Origin of the sequence: Lentzea sp. CC55 (genome assembly GCF_021056325.1) — a bacterium.
Classification (GTDB): domain Bacteria; phylum Actinomycetota; class Actinomycetes; order Mycobacteriales; family Pseudonocardiaceae; genus Lentzea; species Lentzea jiangxiensis.
This window is the reverse complement of sequence record NZ_JAJCXE010000011.1, coordinates 136,132-153,693: the sequence shown is the minus strand read 5'-3', so window position 1 is coordinate 153,693 and position 17,562 is coordinate 136,132. Positions and strand designations below refer to the sequence as shown.

The 17,562-nt window shown below is 71.2% G+C and carries 11 protein-coding genes; 9 read left to right on the top strand and 2 right to left on the bottom strand.

What is annotated here, in order from left to right; all coding sequences use genetic code 11:
• Positions 1–52: 52 nt before the first annotated feature.
• Together gndA and dacB are read left to right on the top strand one after the other, a co-directional pair.
• Positions 53–1,483, top strand: coding sequence for an NADP-dependent phosphogluconate dehydrogenase (gene gndA / locus L6E10_RS07855; protein ID WP_236218237.1), 1,431 nt, complete (start codon positions 53–55; stop codon positions 1,481–1,483).
• Entirely contained in the window at positions 1,480–3,015 is a 1,536-nt protein-coding gene (gene dacB / locus L6E10_RS07850; protein WP_236218235.1) for a D-alanyl-D-alanine carboxypeptidase/D-alanyl-D-alanine-endopeptidase, read from the top strand. Before gndA ends, dacB begins: the two co-directional genes overlap by 4 nt.
• Before the next feature lie 55 nt (positions 3,016–3,070).
• Here dacB and L6E10_RS07845 read toward each other — a convergent pair whose 3' ends face one another.
• A complete protein-coding gene (locus L6E10_RS07845; RefSeq protein WP_236218232.1) occupies positions 3,071–5,296 on the bottom strand; it encodes a SulP family inorganic anion transporter in 2,226 nt (741 codons plus the stop codon).
• A gap of 400 nt (positions 5,297–5,696) precedes the next feature.
• Positions 5,697–6,014, bottom strand: coding sequence for a hypothetical protein (locus tag L6E10_RS07840; RefSeq protein WP_236218230.1), 318 nt, complete (start codon positions 6,012–6,014; stop codon positions 5,697–5,699).
• 147 nt (positions 6,015–6,161) lie between these two features.
• On the opposite strand from L6E10_RS07840, the gene L6E10_RS07835 reads away from it, so the two are divergent.
• The 7 genes from L6E10_RS07835 (at position 6,162) to L6E10_RS07805 (ending at position 16,986) form a co-directional block, all read left to right on the top strand.
• Positions 6,162–7,010 carry a helix-turn-helix transcriptional regulator gene (locus L6E10_RS07835; protein ID WP_236218228.1) on the top strand — a complete coding sequence of 283 codons (849 nt, stop codon included), beginning with the start codon at positions 6,162–6,164 and terminating at the stop codon, positions 7,008–7,010.
• Positions 7,011–7,042: 32 nt separating this feature from the next.
• Positions 7,043–7,225, top strand: a complete 183-nt coding sequence (locus L6E10_RS07830) for a DUF397 domain-containing protein (RefSeq protein WP_236218226.1) — start codon at positions 7,043–7,045, stop codon at positions 7,223–7,225.
• Positions 7,226–7,551: 326 nt separating this feature from the next.
• Positions 7,552–10,383: an AfsR/SARP family transcriptional regulator gene (locus L6E10_RS07825; RefSeq protein ID WP_236218224.1), complete on the top strand. Its 2,832-nt coding sequence runs from the start codon at positions 7,552–7,554 to the stop codon at positions 10,381–10,383.
• A gap of 70 nt (positions 10,384–10,453) precedes the next feature.
• Positions 10,454–10,609, top strand: coding sequence for a hypothetical protein (locus L6E10_RS07820; RefSeq protein WP_236218222.1), 156 nt, complete (start codon positions 10,454–10,456; stop codon positions 10,607–10,609).
• 11 nt (positions 10,610–10,620) lie between these two features.
• Positions 10,621–13,593 (top strand): helix-turn-helix transcriptional regulator, encoded by a 2,973-nt coding sequence (locus L6E10_RS07815; protein WP_236218220.1) that lies wholly within the window; start codon positions 10,621–10,623, stop codon positions 13,591–13,593.
• Positions 13,594–13,712: 119 nt separating this feature from the next.
• Entirely contained in the window at positions 13,713–14,465 is a 753-nt protein-coding gene (locus tag L6E10_RS07810; protein WP_236218218.1) for an ABC transporter ATP-binding protein, read from the top strand.
• 4 nt (positions 14,466–14,469) lie between these two features.
• On the top strand, positions 14,470–16,986 hold the full coding sequence (locus L6E10_RS07805; protein ID WP_236218216.1) for an ABC transporter permease: 2,517 nt from the start codon (positions 14,470–14,472) through the stop codon (positions 16,984–16,986).
• Positions 16,987–17,562: the final 576 nt, after the last annotated feature.

Here is a 17,562-nt window from a genome sequence, read left to right as displayed (position 1 = left end):
AACACCCTGTGACGTCTCGCGTAATACCCGAGAACACGGCAGGCTGTGCATTATGACGGAAGGCAAAGCACGTATCGCGGTCACCGGCCTGGCCACCATGGGCAGCAACCTCGCGCGCAACCTCGCGCGCCACGGCTTCAAGGTCGCCGTGCACAACCGGACGCCCGCGAAGATGAAGGCCCTGCTCGACGAGCACGGCCACGAGGGCGACTTCGTCGGCGCCGAGACGCTGCAGGACCTGGTCGACAGCCTGCAGACGCCGCGCCAGATCATCATCATGGTCAAGGCGGGTGGCCCGACCGACGCCGTCATCGACGAGCTGAGCGGGATCCTCGAGCCGGGCGACATGGTCATCGACGGCGGCAACGCCCACTACGCCGACACGCGGCGCCGCGAGGCGGCGCTGAAGGAGAAGGGGCTGCTGTTCGTCGGCGCCGGCATCTCCGGTGGCGAGGAGGGCGCGCTCAACGGCCCCAGCATCATGCCGGGCGGCCCCGCCGAGTCGTACAAGCACGTCGGGCCGGTCTTCGAGGAGATCGCGGCGAAGGTGGACGGTCAGCCGTGCTGCGTGCACGTCGGACCGGACGGCGCCGGGCACTTCGTGAAGATGGTGCACAACGGCATCGAATACGCCGACATGCAGCTGATCGCCGAGGCGTACGACCTGCTGAGCCGCATCGGCGGGCAGACGCCGGCGGAGATCTCCGAGGTCTTCACGCAGTGGAACTCGGGCGACCTGGAGTCGTACCTGGTCGAGATCACCGCCGAGGTGCTCAAGCACGTCGACGCGAACGGCACGCCGCTGGTGCAGGTCATCGAGGACGCCGCGGAGCAGAAGGGCACCGGCCGCTGGACCGTGCAGGAGGCGCTGGAGCTCGGCGTCCCGGTCACCGGCATCGCCGAGGCCGTGTTCGCGCGGTCCCTGTCCGGCCACACCGACCAGCGCAAGGCCGTGCGCGACGCGTTCGGCGCCGCCGAGGTCGTCGCGAAGCCGGACGCCGAACTCGTCGACGACGTGCGCCAGGCGCTCTACGCGTCGAAGGTCGTGGCGTACGCGCAGGGCTTCGACATGATCCGCGAGGCGTCGAAGAACTTCGACTGGAACATCGACCTCGGCGCGATGGCGACGATCTGGCGCGGCGGCTGCATCATCCGCGCGCGGTTCCTCAACCGCATCCGCGAGGCGTACGACAACAACGCGGATCTCGCCTCCCTGCTGGTGGACGAGTACTTCCGCGACGCGGTGCGCGACGCGGAGGCCGCCTGGCGCAGGGTCGTGGTCCGTGCGGTCGAATCCGGCGTGCCGACGCCGGGCTTCGTGTCCGCTCTGGCCTACTACGACGGACTCCGTTCGGAGCGCCTGCCCGCCGCACTCGTTCAGGGACAGCGCGACTTCTTCGGCGCGCACACGTACAGGCGCATCGACAAGAGCGGTAGCTTCCACACGTTGTGGTCGGGTGATCGATCAGAGGTGGAAGCGTGAAATTGCGAATCCTGGGGGTGGTCGTCGCTGCGGCGGCAGGGTTGACCCTGACGTCGAGCGGCGGCGCGGGAGCGGCCGGCAACGAGGCGCTCACCGCGGACCTCGACGCGATCCTGGCCGACAACGCGCTCAAGGGCGCGGACGTCGGCCTGGTCGTGCGGGACGCCGGTACCGGTGAAGTGATCTACACCAGGCAGAGCAGCAGGCGTTCGCAGGTCGCGTCGAACCTGAAGCTGCTCACCACGGCGACGGCGCTGGACCTGCTGGGCCCGGACCACCGCTGGAAGACCGAACTGGTCTCCAGCGGCACCAGGTCCGGGTCGACGCTCAACGGCGACCTGGTGCTGCGCGGCGGCGGTGACCCGACGATGTCCCGGCTGCGCTACCAGCAGCTCGCGGACACGCTGAAGGCCAGCGGTGTCACAACGGTCAACGGCGCGTTGGTCGTGGACGACACCAAGTTCGACGCGCAGCCGTACGGCACGGGCTGGGCGTGGGACGACGAGCCGTACTCCTACAGCGCGGAGACCTCGGCGCTCACGCTCTCGCCCGACGCGAAGTTCAGCGCCGGCACGGTGGTCGTGCGCGTCAAGCCGGGCGCCGCGGCGGGTGCCCCGGCCGTCGTGACCGTCGAGCCGGCGAACGACCACGTGCAGATCGCGTCCACGGCGACCACCGGCGGCGCCGGCATCGTCGTGGAGCGCGAGCACGGCACGAACGTGATCAGGGTGAGCGGGTCCACGAACGTCGAGACCACGCGGCTCTCGACGGTCAAGGACCCGACCGGCCTCGTCAGCTCGGTGTTCCAGAAGGCGTTGCAGGCCAACGGCATCACCGTCACCGGCGGGGTGAAGAGGGCCAAGGCGCCGGCCGGTGCCGCGGTGCTCGCGACCGACACGTCGATGAAGCTCAGCGAGCTGAACGTGCCGTTGCTCAAGGACAGCAACAACATGCTGGCCGAGGTGCTGGTCAAGACCGCGGGCGGCTCGTTCGTCAACGGCGTCAACCAGCTCAGCACCAAGTGGTCGGGCCTCGGCGTCGACCCGAACGCCGTCGAGGTCTTCGACGGCTCCGGCATGTCGCGGCTCGACCAGTTCTCGCCGGACGACCTCACCTCGGTGCTGGTCAAGGCGAGGACCAAGCCGTGGTTCGCCGCGTGGCAGGCGTCGCTGCCGGTCGCCGGTGTCGACGGCACGCTGGTCAACCGCATGCGCGGCACGCCGGCGGCGGGCAACGTGAAGGCCAAGACGGGCTCGCTGTCCGGCGTGTCCGGCCTGTCCGGCTACGTGCGCACGGCAGCCGGTCGTGACCTCGTGTTCTCGGTGGTGCAGAACAACGTCCTGCTGTTCAACAACCCGAGGAACATCGAGGACAGGATCGCCGTGCGCCTGGCCTCGGACGGCGCCGCCCAGCCGGCCTCGCCGCAGGTCCAGTCGGTGCCGCAGCAGCGCAAGGCCCCGGCGCAGGACCGCACCGCGGTTCCGGTGAAGGAGCGCTTCGACGTGGAGTGCTCCTGGGTCGGCACCTGCTAGGAGAACGTCCGGAGTGGAGCCGTCCCGAGCGTTCTTCGGGGCGGCTCCTCACGTTCTAGGCCGGTGACGGCACCGGCTCCAGCCCGTTGCGGTCCGGGTCGACCAGGTACACGCGGGCGTTGGAGATGTCGAAGTACAGGCCCTTCAACGACAACGTGCCCGCGGCGATCGCCTCCCGCACGCTCGGGTAACCGAGCAGGTTGTCGAGCTGCTGGGCGACGTTCGCGACGGCGAGCCGGTCGGCCACCGGCAGCTGCGCGCAGCCGGGGGCGGTGGGCGCGTGGAACCGGATCAGCGACGGCTCGGCGTTGCGCAGCCACGAGTGCAGGTGCGAGCCGCGCGAGGCGGACCCCTTGACGAGCGCCTTCATCGCGCCGCAGTCGGAGTGCCCGCACACCACGATCGTGCTGACGCCGAGGTTCTCCACCGCGTACTCGATCGCCGCGCCGACCGAGCTGTCGCCCGCCGACGGCACCGGCACCAGGTTGCCGAGGTTGCGGACGCAGAACAGGTCGCCCGGCCCGGACGTGGTGATCAGGTTCGGCACCACCCGGGAGTCGGCGCACGTGATGAACAGCTGCCGCGGCCGCTGTCCGCGCACCGCCAGCTCGTGCAGGAACGGCCGCACGAGCGGTGCGGAACGCCGTTCGAACTCGTGCATCCCGCGCAGCATCGGATCGCTCTCCAGCGGCTGTTCGGCGGACGAGCGCTGAGCGGGCAGCGTGACCTCGCCGGGCGTGCCCTGCCAGTGCGACCACGGGGCGAACCAGCGCGGCAGCGGGCCCGGCAACGTCTTGCGCCGTCCGGGTTTGCCCTGGTTCGCCCGGTCGTACCAGGTGTCGTGCACCTCGTCGACCCGCACCTGGCCACCGAGCCGCTCGTACCCCTCGCGCCAGTCGTCGATCGCCTCGTACGAGGCGTGGTCGAGGTAGTCGACGTGCAGCTCCAGCACCACGGTCCGGCCCAGCGGCAGCCTGCGCAGCTCGCGCACCAGCCGCCCGACTCCCAGGAACACCAGCGTTCCCCGCACGCACACCCGGTCGCCCTCGACGCGCACCGAGCAGTGCGTCAACCGGTACAACGCGCGCAGGAGCGCGATGGCGAGGCCGGCGACCACGCCCTCCAGCAGTCCGAACAGGACGACGCCGAGCACCGTCGCCGCGTAGACGACGAACTCGCCGTGCCGCGACAGGGTCCGCATCCGGTCGATCGACACGAGCTTGAGCCCGACGACCAGCAGCACGCCCGCCAGCGCCGCCAGCGGGATCAGCTCCAGCGCCGAGGAGAACGCCAGCACCGCGACCGCGATCCACAGGCCCTGGAAGATGGCGGCGCAGCGGGTCTTCGCGCCCGCCGCGACGTTCGTGGAGCTGCGGGCCAGGCCGCCGCTGATGGGGAACCCGCCCAGCGCGCCCGCGAGCACGTTGCCGGTGCCCTGCGCGACGAGCTCCTTGTCCAGCCGGGCGCGCGGCCCGTCGTGCAGCCGGTCCGTGGCGACCGCCGACAGCAGCGACTCCATGCTCGCCACCAGCGCGACCGTGACGACGGCCGTGGCCACCGCGCCGGCACTCCCCTCGGGCATCTCCGGGAACACCAGGGCGTGGCTGTCCGGTAGGTCGACGCGCGCGACGTCGAGGCGCAGCACCAGCTCCAGCCCCGTCGCGACGGCCACGGCGACCAGCGGTGCGGGGATGACCGAGGCGCGCGGGACCCGCGGCCACAGCAACAGGACCACGACCGCGACCACGCCCGCCACCACCGACCCGAGCTGAGGGCCGGAGAGCTGTTGCAGCAGCAGGGCGGCGTTCGCGGGCACGGACGACGCCGCCGTGCCGCCGAGCACCACCACGAGCTGTCCCACGGCGATGGAGATGCCGATGCCCGCGAGCATCCCGTGCACCACGGCCGGCGACAGCGACATCACCAGGCGGCTGATCCCGGTGAGCCCCAGCGCGATCTGCAGCACGCCCGCGGCGAGCGTGATCGCCGCGGTGGCGGCCCACCCGAACTGCGCGACCAGCCCGGCGACGATCACGACGAGACCGGTGCCCGGCCCGCTGATCTGCAACGGCGCCCCGCTGAGCGCGCCGACCACGACGCCGCCGATGACCGCGGAGATGATCCCCGCCATCAGCGGCGCGCCCGTGGCGTGCGCGATGCCGAGCGACATCGGGATCGAGATCAGGAACAGCACGAAGCTCGCGGGCAGGTCGTTCCTGAGCACCAGCGGTGGACCGTGCGGGGTGTGCTCGCCGGCGTTGGACCTGGGCGGGTGGTTCACGACAGATGTCCCTTCGGAGGAAAGACGGCATGGCCCTGTGCGCCTTCAGGCGCAGGGCGGGGAAGGGGGAGCGAGCCGGGATGGGGCTCTAGCGGCGCGGCACGCGACCTAAGGGCAGCAACCGGCGCGGCCGCACGGCATCGAGCTCGTCGGCGCGGTCGTGCGGGGTCGGCACGGGAACACCTCCGTGTCGGCACAGGCGTCCTGGGCGGATCGGGCCGCGTCGTTCTCCATGATGAGGCCGGGAACCGCGCCGCGGCAGATCTTTCAGCCAACCGTGTTGATCTTGACGAAGATCGTCACGCGAGGTGATGACGTAGAAGGGCCGGCTCCGGTCGGGGGGTGCGGAGCCGGCCCAGGTCGTGGCGGAACCGGGGGGCTAAACCACCGGTTCCGGAAATCAGCCCACCGAGCGCAGGTGCTTGCCGTGCGCAGTCTCCTGCCCGACGACGGTCAGGACGAGCTGCGCGGAGAGGTAGGCACGGCACGGTGCGGGCATCCGCCTCGAGAACCAGCCGCGCCTGCAGGTCGCGCACCGGCCGTGCTCGTCGGGCTGGTGCTCGTCCAGCAGCGCCTCGACCACCGCCACCACCCTCGGGAGCTCAACCCTGGCGAGCACGAGAGCGGTTTGGTCGTCGCCGCGCTGGGCCAGATCGGTGAGCGTGGCCAGGTGCGAGTGCAGCGACTTGTCCAGTTGGCTGAACACCGTGACGGCCATCAGGCTCAGAGCTCCAGTCCCTACGTAAGCAGCCCATGCAGCCTGTCGCGCCGCACCTGCGATCTGCAAGTTGCAGTACACGAATGGATGACGTCTCTTTGCGGCGCGCTCCTTTGCTCTCAAACTGGTGCGGACCAGGAGGTGTGGATGCCACGGGGTAGCAGCCCGACCCTGCGCAAGAGGCGGCTCGTGAGCGAGCTCCGGAGACTGCGCGAGACGGCCGGGCTGACGATCGAGGAGGTCGGAGAGCGCCTGGAGTGCTCGGCCTCCAAGATCAGCCGCATCGAGACGGGCCGTGTGGGGGTGAGCCCGCGTGACGTGCGGGACATGCTCGCCGCCTACGGTGCGGACACCGCCACCCTCGAGGAACTGGTCCAGCTGGCCAGGGAAGCCCGTCGCAAGGCGTGGTGGGACGAGTTCGGCGACATCGTGCCCGGTCGTTACGTGGGGTACGAGGCCGACGCGGACTCGATCAGGACCTACCAGGGGCTGATGATCCCGGGTCTGATGCAGTGCGAGGCGTACACGAGGGCGTTGATCTCCCAGGTGCTGCCGGACGCGAGCGCCGCCGAGATCGACCGGCGCGTCCGGTTGCGGAAGGCCCGGCAGGCCTTGCTGAGCGAGGACGACCCGTTGCGCCTGCACGTCGTGATCGACGAGGCCGCCCTGCGCCGGCTCGTCGGCGGCGCCGGGGTGATGCGCGTGCAGATGGCGCGTCTCCTCGAAGTCGGTGCATTGCCGAACGTCACGACCCAGGTCGTGCCGTTCAGCGCCGGTGGTCATGCTGCGATGGACGGCCCGTTCGTCATCCTGAGCTTTCCGGAGCAGCTCGACCCCGACGTCGTGTACATCGAAAGCACCAGAAGCGGCGTCTACCTCGAGCAACAATCAGACGTCCATTCCTACGCCGAGATGTTCGAGCGCCTCGTGAAGTCCGCCCTGAGTCAGCGGGAATCGGCAACCCTGATCACTGAGATCGCTCGCACTCTCGCGTGACCGCGATCGGGAGTGAACAGACAGTGGAAAGCTTGCGTTGGCGCAAGAGCAGCCGGTCGTCGGCCGGTGGGCCGGAGTGCGTGGAGATCGCGCTCGTCCCTTCGGGCGCGGCAGTCCGCGACAGCAAGAACGCGGACGGAGCGCGGCTCGAGTTCGGTGGCGCCGGATGGGACACCTTCCTCGCCGCCGCGAAGACCGGCTCTTTTGTCAGCTGAGTGACAGGTGCACGAGAAGGCCCCGGCTGGATGATCCAGCCGGGGCCTTCTGCTCTTCGCGAAGGGGGACGGGGGCCGGCCGGCGTTCCGCCGCCGCGGGCTGGATGCCCCTTGCACGCCGGCCGACCCACGTCGATCATGGGGAGCAGCGGGTGTTCCGCTGTCCGGTCCAACCTGTTCCCACTCGGTGATCTCCGGTTTCCGTTGATCTCGCCGTCTGTGGTTGGTTGGACACGCTAAGCGTAAGAATGCCTTCTACAGCACGACTGGAGCCCGACTGAAGTGATCTTCGAGCTCCAGGTGGCCCACAGGCGAAGGACACATCGGTGACGCACGGCGAGGAACCCCTCAGGTACGAGGTTCTCGGCCTTCTCCGAGTCGTTCGCGCAGGTCAAGAGGTTGATCTCGGTGCGGCGAAGCAACGCGCCGTCCTCGCGGTGCTGCTGCTGGCCCGCGGCACGCCGGTCAGCCGCGGCCAGATCATCGAAGCTGTCTGGGGCGACAACGTGCCCTCCAGCGCCGTGAATTTGGTCCAGACCTATGTCGCCGGCCTGCGCCGGGCGCTCGAACCGGCCCGCGCGCGCCGGGCTCCCGCCGAGCTGCTCACGTCGGTCGGCGACGGCTACCTGATGCGCGTCGACCCCGGTGCGCTCGACCTCGACGTCTTCGAACGCCAGGTGCTGCTCGCGCACCGCCTGCGCGCGGCCGGTGACCTCGCCGGAGCCGCGGTCGAGCTGGACGACGCGCTGGCGCTGTTCCGCGCCGAGCCGCTCGGCGGGGTCTCCGGGCTCTTCTTCGACGTCGAACGCGGCCGTCTCGTGGAACGGCGGCTCGCGGTGCTGGAGGAACGCGCCGAGCTGGGGCTCGCGATCGGCCAGGGCCCCGAGCTGGTCTCGCAGCTGACCGCCGTGGTCGCCGAGCACCCGTTGCGCGAACGCGGCCACGGCCTGCTGATGCGGGCGCTGGTCCAGGCCGGGCGGCAGGCCGAGGCGCTCGCGGCGTACCGGGAGGCCCGCGGCGTGCTGATCGAGGAACTGGGCGTCGAGCCCGGTCCCGAACTGCGCCGCGTGCACCAGGCCGTGCTGGCGGGGGAGAGCCCCGAACCAGTCCGCGCGCCGGTGCGCACGACACCCCAGGCCGCGGCCGAACCCGCACCCGTGACGGTTCCCGCGCAGCTCCCGCGCGCCCCCGTCTCGCTGGTGGGCCGCGACGCCGAGGTGGCGGTCATGGACGCGTTGCTGCGCGGCCACGACGGCCCGGTGCTGCTGGTGACCGGCCCGGCCGGAGTGGGCAAGACGGCGCTGGCACTGCACTGGGCGCACCGGGTCCGCGACGAGTTCCCGGACGGCCAGCTCTACGTCGACGTGCACGGCTACGACCCGAACCGGGAGCCGCTGGAGATCGGCGAGGTGCTCAACCGCTTCCTGCGCGCCCTCGGCGTCCCGGCCGGGGACACGCCCGTCTCGGTCGACGAGCGCTCCGCGCTGCTGCGCACGCTGCTGGCCGACCGCCGGATGCTCGTCATGCTCGACAACGTCCGCGGCTCGGCCGATCTGCTGCCGTTGCTGCCGGGCGCGCCCTCGTGCGTGGTCGTCACGTCCCGGCGCCGCCTGGTGGGGCTGGTCGCGCAGGTCGAGGCCAAGCTCGTCGAGCTGGACATGCTCGACCCGGACGCCGCCGTCGCCGTGCTGGGCCGCGTCGCCGGCCGCTCGGACGCCGAGAGCCACGCGCTGCGCGAGCTGGCCGAGCTGTGCGACGGCCTGCCGCTGGCGTTGCGCATCGCCGCCGCCCGCCTCGCCGTCGCACCGAAGCTGCGCGTGGCCGAACTGGTCGAGGAGCTCCAGGACGAGCACGGCCGGTTGGCCGCCCTCGGCCTGGAAGACGGTGAGGGCACCGTGAGAGCGGCTTTGGACGCCTCGCGCCGTGCGTTGCCCGCGTTGGCGTCACGGCTGCTGGCGATCATCGGCCTGCACCCCGGTGCCGACCTGACCGCGCACGTGGTCGCCGCGATGGGGGAGGTCCCGCTGCCGGAGGCGCAGCGGTCGCTCGACGCCCTGACGGCCGCGAACCTGCTGTCGGTCAGCGAACCGGGCCGCCACTTCGCCCACGACCTGGTCCGCGTCTACACCAAGACACTGGCGGGGGAGCTGTCCGAACCCGAGCGGCGGGCCGCCACCGGCCGCATGCTCGACTACTACCTGCACTGCGCGGACATCGCAGACGGCCTGCTCCCGATCAACCGCGGCAGCGTCCTGGTGGCGCCGGAGCACCGGCCCGTCCACGTGCCCGCGCTGTCCGGCGCCGCCGACGCGATGGCGTGGTTCGACGCCGAGCGCGCGAACCTGATCGCCGCCGCGGAACTGGCGTCCGCGACGGGCTGGCACGTGCACGCGTGGCAGCTGCCGTACACCCTGTCGCGGTACCTGTGGCTGCGGACCGAGCGCGAGACGTCGTTGCGCATCACCCAGGCCGCGCTGCAGGCCGCGATCGCGCTGAACGACGACGACGCCCGGTTCGTCATGCAGTTCAACGTCGGCATCGCCCTGCTGCAGATGGAGCGCTACGACGAGGCCCTGCACGCCCAGCGCAACGCCCTGGAGGTGGCGCGCCGCAAGGAGGACGTGCACCAGCAGGCACGGGCGCTGACGACGATCGCCGGAACGTTGCAGGACATGGGGCGCGCGGAGGAGGCCGAGACCCACTACCGCGAGGCCATGGAGATCTCGCGCGTCGCCGGGTCGAAGTGGGCGGAGGCCAACGCCCACCACCACCTCGGCCTGCTGTACCTGAGCGGCCGGCGCTTCGACGACGCGATGCCGTGGCTGCGCGTGGCGTTGCGGATGTACCACGAGGTCGGCGAGCAGTGCGGGGAAGCGGCCTGCCACGTGGACATCTCCACGGCGCTGCTGGAGACCGGGGACATGGAGGGCGCGCTGTCGTCGGCCCGCACGGCCTTGGCGGTGGCGTGCGACGCCGTCTCGCCGTACCACCAGGCGCTGGCGCACGACCGGCTGGCGGCGGTGTTCGACCGGCTCGGCGCGGCGGGTGCGGCGGCGCACTGGCAACGCGCCCTGGCGCTGCTCACCGAGCTGGGAGCGCCGGAAGCCGACGGTGTGAGGGCGCGGCTCGCCCGTGCGCGCGCGGTGACCGTGGGGTAAGGGTTTCCGCGTCCAGGACTGCGTGATCGACCGATGCCGGAGGTGCCGCCTCAGGACGAACCTCCAGACCATGACCGAATGGACCCCTGAGGCGATCAAGGCGGAGATCGACTACCGGCGCGGCAACGCGATGTGCACCTGGCGGCGGGCGAACCGGGACATGCCGTCGTGGTTCAGCCGCGTGATGCACCGCACCTCCGGAAAACACAGCAGCACCCGCTCATGACGTGTGACAGCATGCCTCTTGTGGCGCGTCTCGGTTCCGGAATCCCGTTGGTCGCGCGCGACCGCGAGCTCGACCGGTTGCGCGCCGCACTCGCGAAGGCGGGGGAGGGCACCGCGGGGGCGGTGCTGCTCGCGGGCGACGCCGGTGTGGGCAAGACGCGGCTGGTCGACGAGCTCGCGGCCGGAGCGGACGACACGCTCGTCCTCACGGGACGGTGCCTCGACGCCGGTGAGACGGGCCTGCCGTACCTGCCGTTCGCCGAGGCGCTCGGCACGGTGAAGAACGCCGTGGTGAACCGGCCCGCGCTCGCGATGTTGCTGCCGCAGCTCGCGTTGCCCGCCGCACGGGAGCCCGGCACCGAGGCCATGATCGCGCCCAGCCTGGTCCCCGGCCGCCGTCCCGAGCAGGACGTCGGACAGCTCCAGCTGTTCGACGCCGTGCTCGGCGTGCTGGGCGACCTCTCGGAGCGGCAACGGGTGCTGCTCGTCGTCGAGGACCTGCACTGGGCCGACGCGTCCACCCGCTACCTGCTGTCGTTCCTGTTGTCCCGCCTGCGTTCCCAGCGCCTGCTGGTCGTCGGCACCTACCGCGCGGACGACCTGCACCGCAGCCACCCGTTGCGCCCCTTGCTGTCCGAGCTGGTCCGGCTGCCCGCCGTCGACCGCATGGACCTCACGCCGTTCAACGCGGCGGACGCCCGCCGGTTCGTCGAGGCGCTGTCCGACGACCTGCCGGAGGACGTGGTCCAGCAGGTCGCGGAACGCTCCGAGGGCAACGCCTTCTTCGCCGAGGAACTCATCGCGGTGGCGATCTGCGACGACGCCAGGTCGCTGCCGTCCGCGCTCGCCGACGTGCTGCTCAGCCGCGTCGAAAGCCTCAGTCCCGAAGCGCAGCACGCCGTCCGGGTGGCGTCGGCCTGGGGGCGGCGGGTGCGGCACCACCGGTTGCACGAGGTGGCCGGCATGACCGACCTCGCGTTCGACGCGGCGCTGCGCGAGCTGGTCCAGCACCACCTGCTCGTCGTGGGGGACGACGAGGTCTACACGTTCCGCCACGCCCTCGTCCGCGAGGCCGTCTACGGCGACCTGCTGCCCGGCGAACGGGTGCGGCTGCACGCCGCCTACGCGCGTCACCTGGCCCGGCGGCCCGACGAGCGCGGAACCGCGGCGGCGCTGGCCCACCACGCCTTCGAGAGCCACGACCTGCCGCTGGCGCTCACCGCCTCGATCCAGGCGTCCAAGGAGGCCGAACGGGCCGGCGCGCCCGCGGAGTCGTTGCGTTACCTGGAGAAGGCGCTCAACCTGTGGAACGCCGTGCCCGAGGCCGACCGTCCGTCCGATGTGGACGAGTCGGTGCTGCTGCGGCGCGCGTCCTGGGTGGCGGGCACGGCCGGGCAGCCGGAACGCGCCGTGGCGTTCGCCCGCAGCGCCACCAAGGCGATCGGCGCCGAGCAGACCCCCGAGGAGGCCGCCGAGATCTGGCTGCGGCTCTCGCAGGCGCTGTCGATCCTCGACGGCAACGAGGAGGAGCACTTCCTCGCCCTCCGGAAGGCGCTCGCGCTCGTGCAGGACCGCGACCCCAGCCCGACCCGCGCCCGCGTGTTCGCGGGCAAGGCGTCGTCCCTGCGCCAGCAACGCCGCGACGACGAGGCGCGGGAGGCCGCGGAGCTGGCGATCGCCGACGGCCGGACGGCGAACGCGCCGGGAGCGGTCGCGGACGGCCTGGGCACCCTCGCGATCCTCGACGACCACGCGAACCGGCTGCGGGAGGCGAAGGACAGCTTCGAGCGTGCGATCGAGTGCGCACGCGAGGTCGGAGCGTTCAACAACGAGCTGAGGGCTTGGTTCTACTACGGTCTGATGCACTACGACCACGGCGATCTGGCCGAGGCCGCCCGCGTCTTCACCCTCGCCGGGGACAGGGCCAAGGAGACCGGTCTGACCTGGAGCATGTTCGGGCTGGAGATCCGCATCATGCAAGTCCTGGTGCACTACTACAGCGGCGACTGGGACTACGCGGCGTGGGCCAGCGAGCCGCCCGGCATGTCGGTGTCGTCGACGGTGCTCGCACGGCTCGCGTCGGCGAGCACGCACCTCACGGTCTCGCGCGGCGACCTGGCCGCGTCCGAGCGGATGATCACGAAGCTGCGCAGCGACTGGCACCGCGACATCCAGATCGCGCTGATCAACGGCGGCACGGGCGCGGAGCTCGCGTTGTGGCGCGGCCGTCCGGAGCTCGCCGTCGAACGGGTCACGGACGCGTTGGAGTGGGCGCGCGAGCTCGGCGGCCCGTGGATGCTGGCGGGCATCCGGATCGGCGCGATCGGCATCGCGGCGCACGCCGAGATCGCCGCGAAGGCCCGGCGCAAGAGGGACGCCGGGGCCGAGGGGAAGGCCGTCGCGGCAGGGCACGAGCTCGCCGAGCACGTGCGGCTGACCGCGCGCAACGGCAAGCCGCGCGCCGGCGTCCTGGGCCCGGAGGGACGGGCGTGGCTCGCCCGCGCGCTCGCCGAGGAGTCCAGGTTGGAGGGTGCGGGCGACCCGGCGCTGTGGCAGGCCGCCGTCGACGAGTTCGCCTACGGCGTCGTCTTCGAGCAGGCGCTGTGCCGGTGGCGGCTCGCGGAGGCGTTGCTCGGGGCCGACCGCCGCGACGAGGCCGCCGAGCAGTTGCGCCAGGCCGACGAGGTGGCGACGAGGCTGAAGGCCGTGCCGCTCGCGGAGGCCGTCGCGGCGTGCGCGAAGCGGGCCCGCATCACCCTCAGGGCTGACGAGCCGGTGCGCGAGCACGTCGACCTCTTCACCCCGCGCGAACGCGACGTGCTCGGCCTCGTGGCCGCGGGACGGACGAACCGCGAGGTCGGCGAGGAGCTCTACATCAGCGAGAAGACCGTTTCCGTGCACCTCTCCCGGATCATGGCGAAGCTCGGGGCCTCGCGGCGCGCGGAGGCCGTGGCCATCGCGTACGACCGGGGTCTGCTCGACTAGCCCCGGTTGTCATACCTCAGGCTGACGCGCAACGCGTCGCGGAGTTGATGTCAGCGCACTCAGGCTCCTCATAGCTTCTTCCTCAGCACGGAACATCCCCTGTGAGGAAGGCGAGCGACATGTCTGCACTGGTGTCCGAGGTCGGCACCCGGACCGCGGCGGCGGCCCACAACCTGGTGAAGGTCTACGGCAGGGGTGACACCGCGGTGCGGGCGCTCGACGGCATCGACGTCGCGTTCCAGGCGGGGAGGTTCACCGCGATCATGGGTCCGTCCGGCTCCGGCAAGTCCACGCTGATGCACTGCCTCGCGGGCCTCGACACCGTCGACAGCGGCGCGATCCACATCGGACAGACCGAGATCACCGAGCTGAACGACAAGGACCTCACCAAGCTGCGCCGCGACCGCGTCGGCTTCGTCTTCCAGGCGTTCAACCTCCTGCCGACGCTCACCGCCGAGCAGAACATCCTGCTGGGCCTCGAGCTCGCCGGGCGCAAGCCGGACAAGGAGTGGTTCGACACCATCGTCAACGTCCTCGGCCTGCGCGACCGGCTCACCCACCGCCCGACCGAGCTGTCCGGCGGCCAGCAGCAGCGCGTGGCCTGCGCCCGCGCCCTCGTCGCCCGCCCCGAGGTCATCTTCGCCGACGAGCCGACCGGCAACCTGGACTCCCGAAGCGGTGCCGAGGTCCTCGACTTCCTGCGCATGTCGGTGCGCAAGCTGGGCCAGACCGTGATCATGGTGACGCACGACCCGGTGGCCGCGAGCTACGCGGACCGCGTGGTGCTGCTCGCCGACGGCCGCCTCGCGGGCGAGATCCACCAGCCCACCACCGAGTCCGTCGTGAACGCCCTCACGCACCTGGGGGCGTGAGGTAATGCTGAAGACCATCCTCGCGGGCCTGCGGGCCCGCACGGCGAGGCTGGTGCTGTCCAGCATCGCCATCGCGCTCGGCGTCGCGTTCGTGACGGGAACCCTCGTCCTCAGCGACGCCGTCGAGGCCCAGACCAGGGACAACTTCGCCCGCGGCGCCCGCAACGTCGACGCCGCGGTGCACATGACCGAGAACAGCCCGGACCGTGAGAACGGCATCCCCGCCGACTTCGTCGGGAAGATCAAGGCGGCGCAGGGCGTGGCCGGTGCGGACGCCCGCGAGTTCGGCAGCGCGGCTCTGCTCGGCAGCGACAACAAGGCGCGCAACGCGCTGGTGCAGCCGTTGCCCACCACGGAGAAGCTGCGCGACTTCGACCTCAAGGACGGCAAGTTCCCGGTCAAGGCCGACGAGGCCGCGATCGACGCGAAGACCGCGCAGGTCGCGAAGCTCAAGGTCGGCGACAAGCTCAAGCTGCTCGACGAGGACAACGCCGAGCACCCGTTCACGATCGTCGGCACCTACCAGCAGGGTGCGAGCAGCATCTCGATGTCCGGCAGCGACCACGTCGTGCTGTCGCCGGAGGGCCTGCGCACGGTCATCCCCAAGCAGCACGTCTACGAGATCGTGGCCGTCGCGAAGGACGGCGTGTCGCAGCAGCAGCTCGTCGACAACATCACCAAGGCCGTCGGCCCCGGCTACCAGGTGCAGACCGGTGAGCAGCTGACCAAGGCGACGCTGGAGCAGGTCGGTGACGCCGCCGGCGAGATCAGGTCGGTCCTGCTCGCGTTCGCCGCGATCTCGCTGGTCGTCGCGGGCATGGTCATCTACAACACCTTCACCATCCTCGTCGCCCAGCGCACGAAGGAGCTGGCGCTGCTGCGCTGCGTCGGCGCCGAACGGGGTCAGGTGTTCCGCAGCGTGCTCGCCGAGGCGGTCTTCATGGGCCTCGCGGCGTCCGTCCTCGGCATCCTGGGCGGACTCGGCGTCTCGGCGGGCCTGCAGGCGTTCATCGGCTCGGTCGGCGGCCCCGGCGGCGACGACTTCCCGATCCGCCTCCCGATCACGTGGACGACCATCGCCGCGGGCTTCGCCGTCGGTGTCGTCGTGACGGTCCTGTCCGCCGTGCTCCCGGCCCGCCGCGCCACGAAGGTCGCCCCGGTGGCGGCCCTGCGCTCGCAGCCGGACAGCCAGGACGACGTGGCCCGCACCGGCAAGGTCCGCGTCGTCCTCGCCCTCCTGATCGCCCTGGCCGGTGGCGCCGCCGTCTACTTCGGACTCCAGCAGGAGAAGGAAGAGGCCGCGATGTTCATCACCGGCGGCGGCACGATGGTGCTGCTGCTCGCGGTCCTGCTCGTCGGCCCGCTGTACGTGCCCCTCGTGAACCGCCTGTTCGGCAAGGCGCTGCACGGCGTCCCCGCGAAGCTCGCCTCGGCCAACGCGGGCCGCAACCCGAAGCGCACCGCCGCCACCACCGCGGCCCTGATGATCGGCGTGACCATCGTCGCGATGGTGACCGTCGTGGCGGGCAGCGGCCGCGAGACCATGAGCAAGAAGGTCGACGAGCGCTTCCCGGCCGACTACGAGGTCACCTCGAACGTCTACAGCCAGCCGCTCTCGCAGAAGTTCGCCGACGAGCTGACCAAGGTCCGCAACGTCGAGAAGATCGCGCAGGAGCTGCAGGTCTACGGCGAGTCCGACAAGCTGAAGTACGGCGACGTCACCGGCTACCCGTCCGACGCCATCGGCACCCTGGTCCGCCCCGAGCTGGCGGGCGGCACCCTGACGGGTCTCGAGGACGACGAGATCGTCCTCCGCGAGCGCGAGGCCAAGGACGCCGGCCTGTCGATCGGTTCGTCCGTCAAGATCAACGACAAGACCTTCGAGGTCGCCGCGCTGATCAAGGACAACACCTACGGCGCCGGCATCGTCACCCTCCCCGCCGCCCAGGCGATCATGAAGGACGCCCCCAAGGGCTACCAGAAACTGCTGGTCAAGCTGGCCCCCGGCACCGACATCACCGTCGCCCGAACCGACCTGGAACGCGCCATCGCGTCGTCCCCGGTGGCCGTGCTGAACTCGGCGGCCGAGACCAAGGCGGAGCTGAACGCGCAGATCGACCAGATCCTGCTGTTCATCTGGGCCCTCGTCGGCCTGGCCCTGGTCATCGCCCTGTTCGGCATCGCGAACACCCTGACCCTCTCGGTCCTGGAACGAACCCGCGAGTCCGCCCTCCTGCGCGCCCTGGGCCTCACCAGGGGCCAGCTGCGCCAGATGCTGGTGGTGGAGTCGATCCTGATGGCCCTGATCGGCGCCGTGGCCGGCGTGGTCCTGGGCGCCGGCTTCGGCTGGCTGCTGGTCGAGGCCCTGTCGAACCCGGAGCTGCGGATCAGCTACTCCATCCCGTTCGGCCAGATCGGCGTGATGCTCGGGCTGGCGGTGGTCGCGGCCGTGATCGCCGCGGCACTCCCCGCCCGCCGTGCTGCCCGGAACTCCGTGGTGGCCGGCATGGCCGAGGCGTAGGGGACGCCCCGCCTGGCTCCCCGCTGTCGGGGGCTCGGGGCCAGGCGGGTTCGGGCGTGCGGAACAGGGGCCGCACGACCGGGGGATCGGTGGAGGTCCGGTGCTGTCGGGGCACCGGGCCTCCGCTGCGTTCGCGTGGGCCGCGGAGCAGTCGATTCATCGCCGCTTCGCGACAACAGTGATGTCTCCTCACTACCGCTTTTCTGGCGGGAAATTGTTCACCTGGTCGGCCGCTGACCGAGATATTCATGGCGATTCGTACGGCTTTGACCAGCGGTGATGGTGTGAGAGTCGCGGTGATGAAATAGGCGCGCACGATACGCGCACAATGGTGACCATTTCGCTGGAGCAGGAACAAGCCGGCGCAAGCTGACCCGTCCGGCACAGGCCTCGGCAGACCGCGACGCGCGACCCTGCGCTACCCACCCCGGGCGCCCCTCAACCGGCTTCCGGCAAAAAATCTCGGCCCCGCGCGTCACGATCCGCCCCCGGTCCCCTCTACCTGGGGTGAGGGACGACCGGAGCGAGGGCCCGGTCGTCCCTCTTCGCACGTCAGGCACACTGGAGACGCGTCCG